The organism is Zeaxanthinibacter enoshimensis, assembly GCF_004362865.1.
Classification (GTDB): Bacteria; Bacteroidota; Bacteroidia; order Flavobacteriales; family Flavobacteriaceae; genus Zeaxanthinibacter; species Zeaxanthinibacter enoshimensis.
Window position 1 is genome coordinate 98,004 of sequence record NZ_SNYI01000002.1, and the last position, 14,675, is coordinate 112,678.

A 14,675-nucleotide genomic window follows, 5' to 3' on the forward strand; every position below is an offset into this window, starting at 1 on the left:
CTACAATTTCATAGGTACTTCCATCAGGAGGATCTTTGCAGCCCCGGGAAAGCTGAAATCCACGCTGTCTGTCTCCTGTATCGCGAGCCCATCACGACTGGAGAGCCGGGTGTCACCGACAGCAGTATTTCCCTCCAGAACGAAGACGTAAAGGCCGTTATCCTTTTTCTTGAGGTCGTACCGGGCATCCTGCCCGGCTTCAAAATGCCCAATATGAAACCAGGCGTCCTGGTGGATCCAGACCCCGCCATCATCGGGAGTAGGGGACAAGACCTGGTAAAAACGGTTTTTTAATTTTTCTTGCCGGAGCGTGATCTGGTCATACCTGGGCACAACATCCTCTGCTTTAGGGATTATCCATATCTGCAGGAATTTCACCGGTTTGTCCTTGTTCCTGTTGTATTCGCTGTGACGAACGCCGGTGCCGGCACTCATCACCTGTATATCTCCTTCCCGGATCACTTCGGTGTTGCCCATACTGTCTTTATGTTCCAGGTCCCCCTGGAGCGGGATAGAAATGATCTCCATATTCTTATGGGGATGGGTGCCAAAACCCATGCCCGGGGCCACTTCATCATCGTTAAGCACCCGTAGTACCCCGAAATTCATTCGCTCCGGGTTGTAATAACTGGCAAAACTGAAGGTGTGATAACTGTTGAGCCATCCGTGGTTTGCGTGTCCTCGGCTGGCGGCAGTATGTAGATCCTTTTTCATATCTCCTTATTTTATTGCGATCCAGGCGTTGTGCGTTCGCTGAATCCTTTATATAAAATTACGGAAATCCGGGTGGGTGTGGAAAGCCAGACAATCGAATCTGCCTATGAGCTATTGCTGAAATAAAGGCTTAGTTTGATGAAGTCTGCTCGTAAAAAGCTTTGTTGATACTGTCTATGTATTGCAGCAACTCTTCCCTGCCTTCGTAGCTGCTGGAGGAGGTGATAAAATAGACCGGTGCCTCTTCCCAGGCCTCTTGTAAAAGATGATCCAGGTAGGCAGCAACTTTAGTTTCCTTTTCACTTGGTTTAAGTTTATCTGCCTTGGTGAAAATGATGGAGAAAGGGATGCCCTCCAGGCCTAACCAGCTCATGAATTCTGTATCGATCTTTTGTGGCTCATGGCGGATATCAACCAGAACAAAGGCGTTCACCAGTTGTTTGCGTTTCCTGAAATAATCGGTGATATACTTCTGGAAGGTATTTTTGGATTTCTTGGAAACCCGTGCATATCCATAACCAGGAAGGTCTACCAGGAACCAGTTGTTGTTGATCTTGAAATGGTTGATCAGCTGGGTCTTCCCAGGTCTGCCAGAAGTTTTTGCCAGTGATTTACGTTCGGTGAGCATATTGATCAATGACGACTTCCCTACATTGGAACGCCCGATAAAAGCGTACTCCGGCAGGGGTTCATTGGGACATTTGAGCACGTTGGAGTTACTCATTACAAAGTCGGCCGACTTGATCTTCATATACTTTTTTAAGGAGTTTAGAAATTCCTTTTCCTGAGCCAGCTGTACAGCAGCTCGTTGAATTGATCGGGATGCTCCATCATGGGTGCATGTCCGCATTTTTCGATCCAGTACAGGTCTGAATCAGGCAATAGCTCGTGGAATTCCTTTGCCACATTTGGCGGGGTCACGGAATCGTTCTCACCCCAGATGATACAGGTCGGTGTTTTCATCTTGGGAAGATCCTTTGCCATATTGTGACGAATTGCGCTTTTGGCTATGGCAAGGGTCCGTATGATCTTATTCCGGTCGTTTACCGTGGCAAAGACCTCGTCTACGATCTCTTTGGTGGCTATGGCCGGATCATAAAAGACATTTTCAGCTTTCTTCTTGATGAACTCGTAATCTCCCCGTCTCGGGTACCCGTCCCCCATGGCGCTTTCATAGAGTCCCGAACTGCCAGTGATACAGAGCGCCCGGACCATTTCCGGGTACAACTTGGTGTGCAGCAGCCCGATATGTCCGCCGAGGGAATTACCCAACAGGATAACATCGTGTAGATTCTTGTATTCCAGGAATCCCTCGAGGAATTTGGCGAAGTTCTTGACATTAGTCTTCAGGACCGGCATCTCGTAAATAGGGAGTTCCGGGATCAAGACTTTGTAGCCTTTTTCAGGAAAGAAGTCAGTTACACCGTGGAAATTGCTCAGTCCGCCCATGAGCCCGTGTAATATGATTATAGGGGTACCTTCCCCTATTTCTATATACCTGTATTTTCCATCGGTAATAAAATTGTCTTTCATGCAGGTCAGCTTGGCGTCAGTTGGCAAATATAGGCAATTCCATGTAATGCGAATTGTCTCAAATTATTCTCAAAAGCAATACTGGGGATTGCGCTTGCCTTAAAATAACGAAAATTTCCAGAGTTCTCCGCCAACTTTTTTGCATGAATTATCACGTCGATGAAGGCCCGGGAGCCAGAAATTTATCAACAAAGTGGTAATAAGTGGTAAATTGTGGTAATAAATTTCATATTTTTGAGTTAAGAATTAGTAAACCAACCAATTCAGTGATAGGATTCATAGGGACATATGAGTGTAAGGCCGATGCCAAAGGGCGTGTCATGATTCCTGTTACCCTGAAAAACCAATTGGCCCCTCTTATCAACCAGGGGTTCGTCATCAAAAGATCCGTTTTTCATCCTTGCCTTGAGCTCTACCCTATGGAAGAGTGGCAGAAGCTCATGCAGAAAATGAACAAGAAAAACAGGTTCAAGAAGAAGAACAATGATTTCATCCGCAGGTTTTCTGCAGGGGTGAAGCCGGTAGAAATAGATGCTACCGGGAGGTTATTGATTCCAAAGAACCTGGTGTCTATTGCGGGGATAGAAAAAGAGGTTGTGCTGAGCTCGGCGATCAATATCATCGAGATCTGGGACAAAGATAGTTATGAAAAGGTCATTGAGGAAACTGCAGAGGACTTTGCGGACCTGGCCGAAGAAGTAATGGGTGACGATGGAGATGAATTATCATAACCCGGTTTTGCTGGAGGCCTCTGTTGATGGTCTCGATATCGTGCCTGATGGCGTCTATGTGGATGTCACCTTTGGTGGCGGCGGGCATTCCCGGGAAATACTGAAGAGGTTAGGACCTGGTGGAAAATTATACGCATTTGACCAGGATGAGGATGCCTTGCAGAACAAGATCGATGATGAGCGGTTTACGCTGATCCATGAGAACTTCAGGCATATAAGGCAATTCCTGAAGTTTTACGGGGTGCGGCAGGTGAATGGGATCCTGGCCGATTTCGGGGTTTCATCTCACCAGTTCGATATTCCGGAGCGTGGATTTTCAACCCGCTTTGATGCCGACCTGGATATGCGGATGAGTCAGCGCAGTTCGCTGTCGGCCTATGAGGTGATCAACGATTACGAAGAAGGAGCTATCCGTGATGTGCTTTTTCAATATGGAGAGTTACGGAATGCCGGGGCAATGGCAAAGGCGATAGTTGTTGCCAGGGAAACCGGGCCAATCAAGACAACTGCTGCCCTGAAGGAGGTATTAAAGCGATTTCTCCCGGGGCACAAAGAGCATAAGATCCTGGCGCAGGTCTACCAGGCGGTAAGGATAGAGGTAAACCAGGAGATCGCGGTCATTCGGGAGTTCCTGTTGCAGTGCCCTGAATTACTGATCCAGGGAGGCAGGCTGTCTGTTATCAGCTATCACTCCCTGGAAGACCGGTTGGTAAAGCGGTTTATCCGGACGGGGAAATTCGAGGGCGAGGCAGAAAAGGATTTCTACGGGAATATTAGTGTTCCTATGAAGAAAGTTGGAGGGCTGATCGTTCCTTCGGCAGAGGAGATCAGGCAGAATAGCCGGGCCAGGAGTGCAAAGCTCCGGATCGCGGAAAAATTATAGGCGGGAAGCACAGCAGCTATACCTTAATATATAGGTGCTGTCGGTAAGTATAGAATCTTAAGGATAACTGACCATGAAAAAGGGAATTGTAGACATTTTAAGGGGGAAATTCCTGATCAGCAGTGATGCACCCAAGAACTGGACATTCATCATTTTCACATCTTTCCTGGCGACCGTCATGATTGCCAGTGCGCACAGCGCAGACAGGAAAGTGCACAAGGTGGCAGCCCTAAACGAAGAAGTAAAAGAATTGAGAAGCCAGTTCGTGGATATGCGTTCTGATGTGCAGAAACTAAAGCTGGAATCCACTATACGCGAAAGCGTAAAAGAAGACGGGTTATTGCCTTCTGAGAATCCTCCAAAGAAGATCAAGGTAAAAGCTAAAAAGAGCTAAATGGCTGTTACGGAGAAAAAAATATTAAACCGTATGTACCTGGTGGCAGGAAGCCTTTTCCTGTTTGCCTTGGCCGTGGTATTTAAGCTGGTCACTATACAGATGGTGGACGGTGATAAATACCGCGACCTCGCCATGCAGCGCACGGAGAAGATGTTCACGATTGCCCCTAACCGGGGTAACCTGTATTCTGATGACGGGAGTTTGCTGGCTACATCGGTTTCGCGCTATACCATCCGTTTTGACGCGGTTACAGTGAAAGACTCCGATTTCGAGGCCCAGGTAAAGCCTTTATCCAAGGCGCTTTCCGGCTTACTGGGTAAACCAACAGCTCATTACGAAAGGTTGCTTCGCAAGGCGAAGATCAATAAGAACCGTTATGCTTTAATCGCCAGGAACCTGGATTATTCGGACTATATGGAACTCCGTGAATTCCCATTGTTCAATATGGGCCCCTATAAAGGAGGGGTGATCGTGGAGCAGAAGACCGTTCGCGAGCATCCCTTAGGTAAGATCGCAGAACGAAGTGTGGGATATGAACGCTTTGATGAGAACGGCTACGCTACCAGGGTGGGACTCGAGGGTGCTTTCGGGCAATACCTGAGAGGAGTTGAGGGTAAGCGGATGAAGCAAAAGATCGCCAAAGGCCAGTGGAAGCCGATCGGTTTTGATAACCTGGTTGAGCCGAAAGATGGTTATGACGTTATCTCCACCATCGACATCAACATACAGGACATCGCCCATCACGCCCTGCTCTCGCAATTAGAAAAATATAAAGCAGAACACGGCAGTGTTATCGTGATGGAGACGGAAACAGGGGAGATCAAAGCGATCTCTAACCTTGGGAGAACAGAAGAAGGAAAATATTACGAGCGTTTAAATTACGCTATTGGGGAATCCCATGAGCCGGGTTCTACCTTTAAATTAATGTCACTGGTCGCTGCCCTGGAAGACGGGGTGGTTGATACCAGTACCGTAATCGATACCGAAAAAGGCCGGTGGAGAATTTTTGACAGGACTGTCCGGGATTCTAAGCACGGCGGCTATGGTAAGATCAGTATGGGAAAGGCATTCGAAGTTTCTTCGAATACGGCTTTCGCAAAAATGATTCATTACGGTTATAAGGACAACCCAAAAGCCTATGTGAACCGTCTTCGCAGTATGGGTCTTCATGAAAAACTGGGTCTTCCTATTAAAGGGGAGGGCGAGCCGGTGATTCGTATGCCGGGTGATAAAGGATGGTCAGGAATTTCTCTTGCCTGGATGTCGCACGGCTATGAAGTTTCTCTTACTCCTTTGCAGACCCTTGCATTTTACAATGCCATTGCGAATGGGGGAGAGTTGCTGAGGCCAAGGTTAATAAAGGAAGTAAGGGAGTGGGACCGTACCATACAGGTATTTGAAAAGGAAGTGCTGAATCCTGCCATCTGTTCCGAGGAAACTGCAGCCAAGGTAAAACAACTTTTAAGTAACGTGGTTTCCAAGAAACACGGTACCGGGCATGGTCTGTACTCCTCCCAGTTCTCAATGGCTGGGAAAACAGGAACCGCCCAGAAGAATTATGTTTCCAAGGACCCGGATAAACTGAAATACATCTCCACGTTTGCCGGTTTCTTCCCTGTTGAAAACCCAAAATATTCCTGTATCGTAGTGATCCACGAACCTGATAAAAGTGTAGGGTACTATGGAGCAGATGTTTCCGGCCCGGTATTTAAATCGGTTGCTCAAAAGATCTATGCCAATAACCCCATGGTGGATGAAGTGGAATCCCTGGATCCTACTACCAAGGAACTGGAAGAAGAATACGAGGCCTATTATGCCAAGGTCCAGAAAGACTACAACCAGGTCCCTGATGTAAAGGGAATGAGTGGTATGGACGCTATCTCTATCCTGGAAAACCTCGGGCTGGAGGTAGAGGTCAGGGGTAATGGAAAAGTTAGGAGACAATCGGTCAACAAAGGGACAGACCTTAAGCAGGTTAAAAAAATTGTACTGGAACTTTCATGAAGTCATTAAAGGACATACTATACGGAGTACGCCTCTCGGCAGTGACCGGTTCTACGGCCAAAATGGTGAACGCCATTTGTTTTGACAGCAGGGCTGTAGGTATGGACGATGTATTCGTGGCTATACGGGGAACACAGGCAGATGGTCACGAATTTATCGACAAGGCAATCAGCTCTGGAGCAAACACCGTGGTTTGCGAAGAATTACCGGGGAACCTGGTGAACGAGGTGACCTATGTGCAGGTAGAAAATACGCAATCGGCTCTCGCCGTGATGGCGGCCAATTATTATGGGAATCCCTCGAGAAACCTGAAACTGGTCGGGGTAACCGGCACCAATGGTAAAACGACGGTCAGCAGCCTGCTCTATCAACTCTTCAAAAAGGCCGGTTTTAAAGTCGGCCTAATTTCTACCATAAAGATCATGGTAGACGACCAGGAACACGCTACCCGCCATACGACCCCGGATGCGCTGGTCATCAACAAGCACCTGGCTATGATGAACGAAGCCGGGGTGGAGTTCTGTTTTATGGAGGTGAGTTCTCACGGGATCGCCCAGAAAAGGACAGAGGGACTTTATTTTGCGGGGGCAATTTTCACCAATTTGTCTCATGATCACCTGGATTACCACAAGACATTCGCAGAATACCGGGACACCAAGAAACTACTCTTCGACAACCTGCCTAAGACGGCATTCGCTTTATCCAACATTGACGATAAGAACGGCTTTGTCATGTTGCAGAATACCCGTGCAAAAAAACACACATACGCCCTTAAAACCTATGCCGACTTCAGGGCGCAGATCCTGGAGAATCAATTCAGTGGGCAGTTGCTTAAAATCGGGGAAAACGAATTCTGGACCCGTTTGATCGGTCACTTTAATGCATATAACGTTCTGGCCATTTACGCCGCGGCGGAACTTCTCGGGCTTGAGACCCTGGAGATACTGAGACTGATCAGTGAACTGGAAACCGTGGACGGGAGGTTCCAGTATTTTATATCCGATAAGAAGATTACAGCGATAGTTGATTATGCCCATACACCGGATGCACTTAAAAATGTATTGATTACTATCAATGCATTGAGGACTGGAAATGAAAACGTCATTACCGTAGTGGGGTGCGGTGGTGATCGTGACAAGTCTAAGCGTCCGGTTATGGGTCATATCGCAACCGAATTAAGCACCCAGGTGATATTCACCTCTGACAATCCCCGGTCAGAAGATCCCTCCAAGATCATCGAGGACATGGAAGCCGGGGTGGAGCCCCAGAATACCCGCAAGGTGTTGGCTATTGAAAGCAGGGAGCAGGCTATTAAAACAGCCTGTAAGATGGCAAGTGAACTGGACATAATCCTGATAGCCGGGAAGGGGCATGAAACCTACCAGGAGACAAAAGGAACCCGGGTAGACTTTGATGATTTTAAGAAGGTCAGGGATATGCTGACCGAATTGCAAAAATAAAAAACCAGGCCGGTGCTCCTTGTAGCCCGGTTACCTAGATAACTGACAAGATGCTGTATTATCTGTTCGAATACTTAGAAAAACAATACCAGTTCCCCGGGGCTACGCTGTTCCAGTTCCTCTCGTTCCGTGCGGCAATGTCGGTATTGCTTTCCCTTGTCCTCGCAACGGTCTATGGAAAGCGGATCATCCTTTTGCTGCGGCGTAAACAGATCGGTGAAACCGTAAGGGATCTTGGACTTGAAGGCCAGGAGCAGAAAGCAGGGACTCCTACTATGGGAGGGCTCATCATCATCATGTCTACCCTGGTGCCGGTCTTACTGTTCACAAAGCTGGATAATGTCTATATCCTGCTCCTGATCGTCACTACCCTCTGGATGGGGGCCATAGGTTTTATCGACGATTACATCAAGATATTCAAGAAGAACAAGCAGGGACTTAAAGGGCGGTTCAAAGTGATGGGGCAGGTGATGCTCGGGCTGATGGTGGGGGCAACCCTCTACTTTCACCCGGAGGTGACCATGAAAGATAATGACAGCAGCCGGATCACGGAACGGTTTACCGTAGAACAGGTTGAAGGAAAAGAGATCAAATCGATCAAGACGAATGTTCCTTTTTTCAAGGACAACGAATTGGATTACAGTGAGCTGCTGGGCTGGATGGGTGAAGGAGCTACGGATTATGCCTGGTTACTGTTTATTCCCATCGTGATCTTTATTGTCACGGCAGTCTCTAACGGGGCGAACCTTACCGATGGAATAGATGGGCTGGCAGCAGGTACCTCGGCCATAATCGTACTTACCCTTGGAATATTTGCATGGGTCTCGGGTAACATCATTTTCTCTGATTACCTGGACATCTTCTTTATCCCGCGAGCGGGAGAATTGGTAGTATTTATTGCTGCCTTCGTGGGGGCCCTGGTAGGATTCCTCTGGTATAATGCATTCCCTGCCCAGGTGTTTATGGGTGATACGGGCAGCCTTACTATTGGGGGTGTGATCGCGGTAATTGCCCTGATCGTAAGGAAAGAATTACTGATCCCTCTTTTATGCGGGATCTTCTTTGCCGAGTCGCTCTCGGTGATGATACAGGTGAGCTATTTTAAATATACCAAGCGGAAGTTCGGGGAGGGGAGGAGAATCTTCCTGATGTCTCCGCTGCATCACCACTACCAGAAGAAAGGATACCACGAGAGTAAGATCGTGACCAGGTTCTGGATTATAGGAATACTCCTGGCCATTGTCACCATTGTGACCCTAAAAGTCCGCTGATGCAGAAACTGGTGGTACTTGGCGGAGGAGAAAGTGGTGTGGGAACCGCCATCCTGGGAAAGCAGCAAGGATTCGAGGTATTTGTATCCGACAAGGGCAGGATAGCAAAAAAATATAAGGACGTTCTTATACATCTTGGAGTTGATTGGGAAGAGGAGAGACATTCGGAAAACAGGATCCTGGAGGCAGACCTGGTAATGAAGAGTCCCGGTATACCGGATAAGGTGCCGCTGGTAAAAGCGTTGGTGGCTAAAGGGATCCCGGTGATATCAGAGATCGAGTTTGCGGCAAGGTTCACGGATGCGACCCTGATCGGAATAACGGGTAGTAATGGAAAAACCACTACCACCATGCTTACCTACCATATCCTGAAAGAGGCTGGTTTAAATGTCGGGATGGCAGGTAACATCGGGGATAGTTTCGCAAAAATGGTCGCTGAAGAACAATACGATTATTACGTATTAGAGATCAGCAGCTTCCAGTTAGACGGGATAAGAGATTTCAGGCCGCATATAGCCATGATCACAAATATCTCGGAAGACCACCTGGACAGGTACGATTACAAGTTTGAGAATTATATCGCCTCTAAATTCCGGATAACCGAAAATCAACAAGAAGAGGATTATTTCATCTACGACGCCGATGACGAAGTATCGGTGAATTGGCTGGAAAACCACCCGGTACGGGCAACTGTACTTCCTTTTTCCATTGAAAAGGAACTGGAACAGGGAGCCTGGCTGGACAAAGAGAACATACGGATTAAGACAAATGAAAACACTATTGATATGAAAAACGAAGCATTGGCCCTGGAAGGCAAGCATAACTTAAAGAATACTATGGCTGCAGCTACGGTTGCTAAGCTGGTAAGTATCCGGAAGGAGACTATCCGCCAGAGTATTCAGAATTTCCAGGGAGCCCCGCATCGCCTGGAAAAGGTGTTGAAAATTCACCATGTGCAGTACATCAATGACTCCAAAGCGACGAACGTCAATGCTACCTATTACGCCCTGGACAGTATGACCGGGCCTACGATCTGGATCGTCGGGGGTATTGATAAGGGAAATGATTATAAGTCACTGATGCCGCTGGTGCGTGAAAAAGTCAAAGCGATCATCTGCTTAGGAGTGGACAATTCAAAGATCGTGGAGACCTTCGGAAATGCCGTAGACCTGGTGGTGGAGACCTTTGCCATGCAGGAAGCAGTAAAAGTGGCATACAAAATCTCTGAAAGGGGAGATACCGTTTTGTTATCTCCGGCCTGTGCGAGCTTCGACCTTTTTAACAATTACGAAGACAGGGGAGACCAATTTAAAGAAGCTGTAAAGAATTTATAATACCATGACCGGATTATTCCAGAACATAAAAGGAGATAAGGTAATATGGGCCGTGGTGGCCCTGCTGGCCTTGTTTTCGTTCCTGCCTGTGTACAGTGCCAGTAGTAACCTGGTGTACGTAGTAGGAACCGGTACCACCATTGGATACCTGCTGAAACACGCTATGCTCTTATTTCTTGGGTTTGGAATTATCTTCGCGGTCCATAAGATTCCAACACATTTCTTTAAAGGGCTATCTATTATCGCTATGCCGGTAGTACTGGTGCTCCTGGTCTATACCCTTGCGCAAGGAACTACTATTGACGGTGCCAATGCCAGTCGCTGGATCCGCCTTCCCGTGGTGGGGATATCGTTCCAGACATCCAACCTTGCAGCCGTGGTACTGATGATCTATGTGGCCCGGTACCTGACCAAGGTAAAAGATAAAGTGGTGAGCTTTAAGGAAAGCCTTTTGCCACTGTGGGTCCCCGTGTTCCTGGTGATCATGCTGATACTACCTGCAAACTTTTCAACTGCAGCCATCATATTTTTCATGGTAATGGTGCTCTGTTTTATGGGCGGGTACCCAATTAAATACCTGCTGGGAATGGTAGGGGCCGGGATCGCGATGTTGTGCATATTCATTTTGCTGGCCAAAGCTGTTCCGGATCTTATCCCGAACCGGATCGATACCTGGGTCAGCAGGATAGAAAGTTTCTGGGACCCGGCGGATACCGAGTCGGATTACCAGATCGAAAAAGCCAAGATAGCTATTGCCACCGGCGGTATCATGGGTAACGGCGCGGGGAAGAGTGTGATGAAGAATTTCCTGCCGCAGAGTTCCTCGGATTTTATCTATGCGATCATCATTGAGGAATATGGATTATTGGGAGGACTGGCCCTTTTGTTCTTTTATATGCTGCTGCTTTTCAGGATAGTAGTGGTTGCCAATGCGCACGAAAGTATTTTCGGGAAGTTACTCGTAGTAGGAGTAGGCATTCCTATTGTATTCCAGGCCCTGATCAATATGGCTGTAGCGGTTGAGCTGTTCCCGGTGACGGGACAGACCCTCCCGCTGATCAGTAGCGGGGGAACCTCTATCTGGATGACCTGCCTGGCCATAGGGATCATATTAAGCGCCAGTATCAAACGGGAGAAAAAGGCAGAAGAGACCGTAGAGAATGATGAGACGAACCCTTTAGAGATATTGAGTGGGCAATTATAGATTCATATTATCAGGGGGAGGAACAGGGGGTCATATTTACCCGGCCATCGCGATTGCCAACGAGTTGAAAAAGAGGTACCCGGATGCCCGGTTCCTTTTCGTAGGAGCCAAGGGGAGAATGGAAATGGAAAAAGTGCCACAGGCCGGTTACGAGATAAAGGGGTTGTGGATCACAGGACTGCAACGGAAACTCAGTCTGAAGAATTTAATGTTTCCGGTAAAACTGATACAGAGCTTGATCAAAGCAGGTAACATAGTAGCTGAATTTAAACCGCACGTCGCTATTGGCACGGGTGGATTTGCCAGTGGTCCAGTATTACAGGTGGCTTCCAGGAAGGGAATACCTTGTGTGCTGCAGGAACAGAATTCCTTTGCAGGGATAACTAATAAGTTGCTGGCCAAGAAGGCTGAAAAGATCTGCGTTGCTTATGATGGGATGGAGAAATTCTTCCCCGCGGATAAAGTTGTAAAGACCGGCAACCCTGTTCGTGAATCATTGATCCGGGAAGCGGGTTCCAAGCAGGAAGCAGCCGCGTACTTTAACCTGGAAGCAGAAAGGACCACCCTGGTAGTGCTCGGTGGCAGCCTGGGGTCAAAGCGGATCAACGAACTTCTGGCTGATAACCTGGGGCTCATAGAAGAATTGGGGATACAGCTGGTGTGGCAATGCGGGAAAGGATATTACGAAACATATAAAGACCTGGGAACGGAGCATATAAAAGTTTATGATTTCCTGAACCGGATGGACCTGGCATATGCCATGGCAGACATGATCATTTCCCGGGCCGGTGCAGGGGCAGTCTCAGAATTGTCACTGGTAGGAAAACCGGTGATTCTTATACCCTCTCCCCACGTGGCAGAGGATCACCAGACCAAGAATGCACAGGCCATGGTGGATAAGGATGCCGCAATCATGCTCAGGGAAAGCGAGCTGGACAGCAGGTTTGAAGCCGTATTCAGGAAGCTGGCGAGCTCCCCTGAAGACCGTCATAGGCTGGGGAATAATATCAGGAAGATGGCAATGCCGGATGCCACAAGAAGAATAGCAGACGAAATAGAAAAATTACTGCCGACAGCAATATGAATTTAAAGGAAATACATAACGTCTATTTCATTGGTATCGGGGGGATAGGTATGTCTGCCCTTGCGAGGTATTTCCATTTTATCGGGAAAGAAGTCGGGGGTTATGATAAGACTCCTTCCCCGTTGACCAGGGAGTTGGAGGAGATGGGGATGATCATTCATTATACAGACGAGGTTTCCGAGATCAAGGGTAGATTCAGGGATGCGGCTACTACCCTGGTGGTTTATACTCCGGCTGTACCAAAGGATCACAAGGAGCTGGCATATTTTACCGCCCGGGGGTTCAATGTAAAAAAACGATCCGATGTACTCGGGGCGGTGACCAGGGATTCATTTTGTTTTGCGGTTGCAGGTACCCACGGGAAAACGACTACCTCCACTATACTGGCGCATTTACTAAAGGAGACCAAGGTTCCGTTGATGGCATTTTTAGGAGGAATATCCGAAGATTTTCACAGCAACTTCATCCTGGAAGGCACAACTTATTCCGTGGTAGAGGCAGACGAATACGACCGGTCTTTCCTGAGGTTAAGTCCTGATGTAGCCTGTGTTACCTCTATGGAGGCAGATCATTTAGATATTTATGGCGATGGGGAACAACTGGTGCAATCGTTCCACGAATTCGCCGGGAAGCTGAAACCGGGAGGAAAACTTTTCGTCAGGAAAGGTCTCTCCATGAAAGGGCTTACCTATGGAATTGAAGAGCCTGCCGATTACAGCATACAAAATTTAAAGATCTCAGAAGGGCGGTATCACTTTGATATCCATACCCCTGATACAGAGGTTCCCGGGGTCACCTTCAACCTGCCCGGCAGGCATAACCTGCTCAATGCACTGGTGGCATTTGCCATGGCCCTTGAAGCGGGACCGACCGCGGAAGATCTGGCTAAAGCCCTGGAGACTTTTAAAGGAGTTTCCAGGCGGTTCTCTTACAGGATCAAGCGAGACAACCTGGTTTTTATCGATGATTATGCCCATCACCCGGGCGAGATCGATGCGGTTTACCAGGCGGTGACAGAAATGCACCCGGGAAAGAAGACATTGGTGGTATTTCAGCCCCATTTGTTTTCCCGTACGCGCGACTTTGCAGAGGGGTTTGCGCAGAGCCTGTCCAGGTTTGACAGTCTGCTCTTGCTGGATATCTACCCTGCCCGGGAATTACCCATCCCCGGTATCACCTCTTCCTGGTTACTGGAACAGGTAGATACGGATGAAAAAAGCCTGGTTAAAAAGGAGGACCTGATCACTGAAATTAAGAAAAGGCAACCCGAAATACTGATCACCATGGGTGCCGGGGATATTGGACTGGAAGTTGTAAAAATTCAAAAAGAACTGGAATATGAAGGCTAAACTGAACTACCTCAAGCTTGCTGGATTAATGATCTGTGTTACAGGTCTTTTCGCTTTTTCCTCGATCAGAAGTGCTGCTCGTAATGTAGAGGGGATCCGGATCTCTTTTGTCGGCAGTGATAACTTGTATGTCACTGAAGAAACGGTTAATAAATTGTTAATACAAAAATTCGGCCGTCTCTCAAACGTCCCTAAAGAAAATATAGCTTTGAATACTATTGAGGAGGTCATCGAGACTAACGAAATGGTGAAAGACGCCCAGGTTTTTCTGACCGTAAACGGTGAACTCACAACCAAGATCGAACAAAGGCAACCCATAGGTCGCATAGAGGGATATACCAAATATTACCTTGATGAGGAGGGAAAGCGTATGCCTTTATCGAATAACCATTCAGCCCGCGTACCAATTATAACAGGTAAGATCACAGGCAAAGCTTTAGAAGATGCCTATGTAATCCTGAAATACATTAACACGGACGACTTTCTGCGAAAGAACGTCATAGGTATCCATATCCTCGAGGAAGGGAATTACCAGCTGAAGTTCAGGGTGGAGAATTTTGTAGTTAACCTGGGGGGTGTAGAGGACCTTCAGAAGAAGTTTAACAATTTCAAGGCCTTTTATGCAAAGGCTGCTAAGGACAGGACATTAAAGGAATACGATATCGTAAGCCTGGAGTTTAACAATCAAGTAGTGTGCACCAAAATATAGAA

The 14,675-nt window shown here is 47.6% G+C and carries 14 protein-coding genes; 11 read left to right on the forward strand and 3 right to left on the reverse strand.

Going from position 1 to position 14,675, the window contains the following annotated elements:
• The 3 genes from CLV82_RS06675 to CLV82_RS06685 all read right to left on the reverse strand — a co-directional run bounded on the left by CLV82_RS06675 (position 1) and on the right by CLV82_RS06685 (position 2,247).
• Entirely contained in the window at positions 1 to 714 is a 714-nt protein-coding gene (locus CLV82_RS06675; protein ID WP_133643560.1) for a pirin family protein, read from the reverse strand.
• A gap of 130 nt (positions 715 to 844) precedes the next feature.
• Positions 845 to 1,465, reverse strand: a complete 621-nt coding sequence (gene yihA / locus CLV82_RS06680; protein ID WP_133643561.1) for a ribosome biogenesis GTP-binding protein YihA/YsxC — start codon at positions 1,463 to 1,465, stop codon at positions 845 to 847.
• A gap of 17 nt (positions 1,466 to 1,482) precedes the next feature.
• Positions 1,483 to 2,247 (reverse strand): alpha/beta fold hydrolase, encoded by a 765-nt coding sequence (locus CLV82_RS06685; RefSeq protein WP_133643562.1) that lies wholly within the window; start codon positions 2,245 to 2,247, stop codon positions 1,483 to 1,485.
• 266 nt (positions 2,248 to 2,513) lie between these two features.
• On the opposite strand from CLV82_RS06685, the gene mraZ reads away from it, so the two are divergent.
• The 11 genes from mraZ (at position 2,514) to CLV82_RS06740 (ending at position 14,673) form a co-directional block, all read left to right on the forward strand.
• On the forward strand, positions 2,514 to 2,978 hold the full coding sequence (gene mraZ / locus CLV82_RS06690) for a division/cell wall cluster transcriptional repressor MraZ (RefSeq protein WP_133643563.1): 465 nt from the start codon (positions 2,514 to 2,516) through the stop codon (positions 2,976 to 2,978).
• Positions 2,965 to 3,861 carry a 16S rRNA (cytosine(1402)-N(4))-methyltransferase RsmH gene (gene rsmH / locus CLV82_RS06695; protein ID WP_133644474.1) on the forward strand — a complete coding sequence of 299 codons (897 nt, stop codon included), beginning with the start codon at positions 2,965 to 2,967 and terminating at the stop codon, positions 3,859 to 3,861. The genes mraZ and rsmH overlap by 14 nt, the downstream gene beginning before the upstream one ends.
• Positions 3,862 to 3,934: 73 nt before the next feature.
• Positions 3,935 to 4,255, forward strand: coding sequence for an FtsL-like putative cell division protein (locus CLV82_RS06700; protein ID WP_133643564.1), 321 nt, complete (start codon positions 3,935 to 3,937; stop codon positions 4,253 to 4,255).
• Positions 4,256 to 6,262: a penicillin-binding protein gene (locus tag CLV82_RS06705; RefSeq protein ID WP_133643565.1), complete on the forward strand. Its 2,007-nt coding sequence runs from the start codon at positions 4,256 to 4,258 to the stop codon at positions 6,260 to 6,262.
• Positions 6,259 to 7,722, forward strand: coding sequence for a UDP-N-acetylmuramoyl-L-alanyl-D-glutamate--2,6-diaminopimelate ligase (locus CLV82_RS06710; protein WP_133643566.1), 1,464 nt, complete (start codon positions 6,259 to 6,261; stop codon positions 7,720 to 7,722). The genes CLV82_RS06705 and CLV82_RS06710 overlap by 4 nt, the downstream gene beginning before the upstream one ends.
• 50 nt (positions 7,723 to 7,772) lie before the next feature.
• Positions 7,773 to 8,993: a phospho-N-acetylmuramoyl-pentapeptide-transferase gene (gene mraY / locus CLV82_RS06715; protein WP_133643567.1), complete on the forward strand. Its 1,221-nt coding sequence runs from the start codon at positions 7,773 to 7,775 to the stop codon at positions 8,991 to 8,993.
• Positions 8,993 to 10,327 carry a UDP-N-acetylmuramoyl-L-alanine--D-glutamate ligase gene (gene murD / locus CLV82_RS06720; RefSeq protein WP_133643568.1) on the forward strand — a complete coding sequence of 445 codons (1,335 nt, stop codon included), beginning with the start codon at positions 8,993 to 8,995 and terminating at the stop codon, positions 10,325 to 10,327. Before mraY ends, murD begins: the two co-directional genes overlap by 1 nt.
• A gap of 4 nt (positions 10,328 to 10,331) precedes the next feature.
• Positions 10,332 to 11,531 carry an FtsW/RodA/SpoVE family cell cycle protein gene (locus CLV82_RS06725; protein ID WP_133643569.1) on the forward strand — a complete coding sequence of 400 codons (1,200 nt, stop codon included), beginning with the start codon at positions 10,332 to 10,334 and terminating at the stop codon, positions 11,529 to 11,531.
• Positions 11,518 to 12,615, forward strand: coding sequence for an undecaprenyldiphospho-muramoylpentapeptide beta-N-acetylglucosaminyltransferase (gene murG / locus CLV82_RS06730; RefSeq protein WP_133643570.1), 1,098 nt, complete (start codon positions 11,518 to 11,520; stop codon positions 12,613 to 12,615). The genes CLV82_RS06725 and murG overlap by 14 nt, the downstream gene beginning before the upstream one ends.
• Positions 12,612 to 13,964 carry a UDP-N-acetylmuramate--L-alanine ligase gene (murC, locus tag CLV82_RS06735; protein ID WP_133643571.1) on the forward strand — a complete coding sequence of 451 codons (1,353 nt, stop codon included), beginning with the start codon at positions 12,612 to 12,614 and terminating at the stop codon, positions 13,962 to 13,964. Before murG ends, murC begins: the two co-directional genes overlap by 4 nt.
• On the forward strand, positions 13,954 to 14,673 hold the full coding sequence (locus CLV82_RS06740; protein WP_133643572.1) for a cell division protein FtsQ/DivIB: 720 nt from the start codon (positions 13,954 to 13,956) through the stop codon (positions 14,671 to 14,673). The genes murC and CLV82_RS06740 overlap by 11 nt, the downstream gene beginning before the upstream one ends.
• The last annotated feature ends 2 nt before the right edge of the window (positions 14,674 to 14,675 follow it).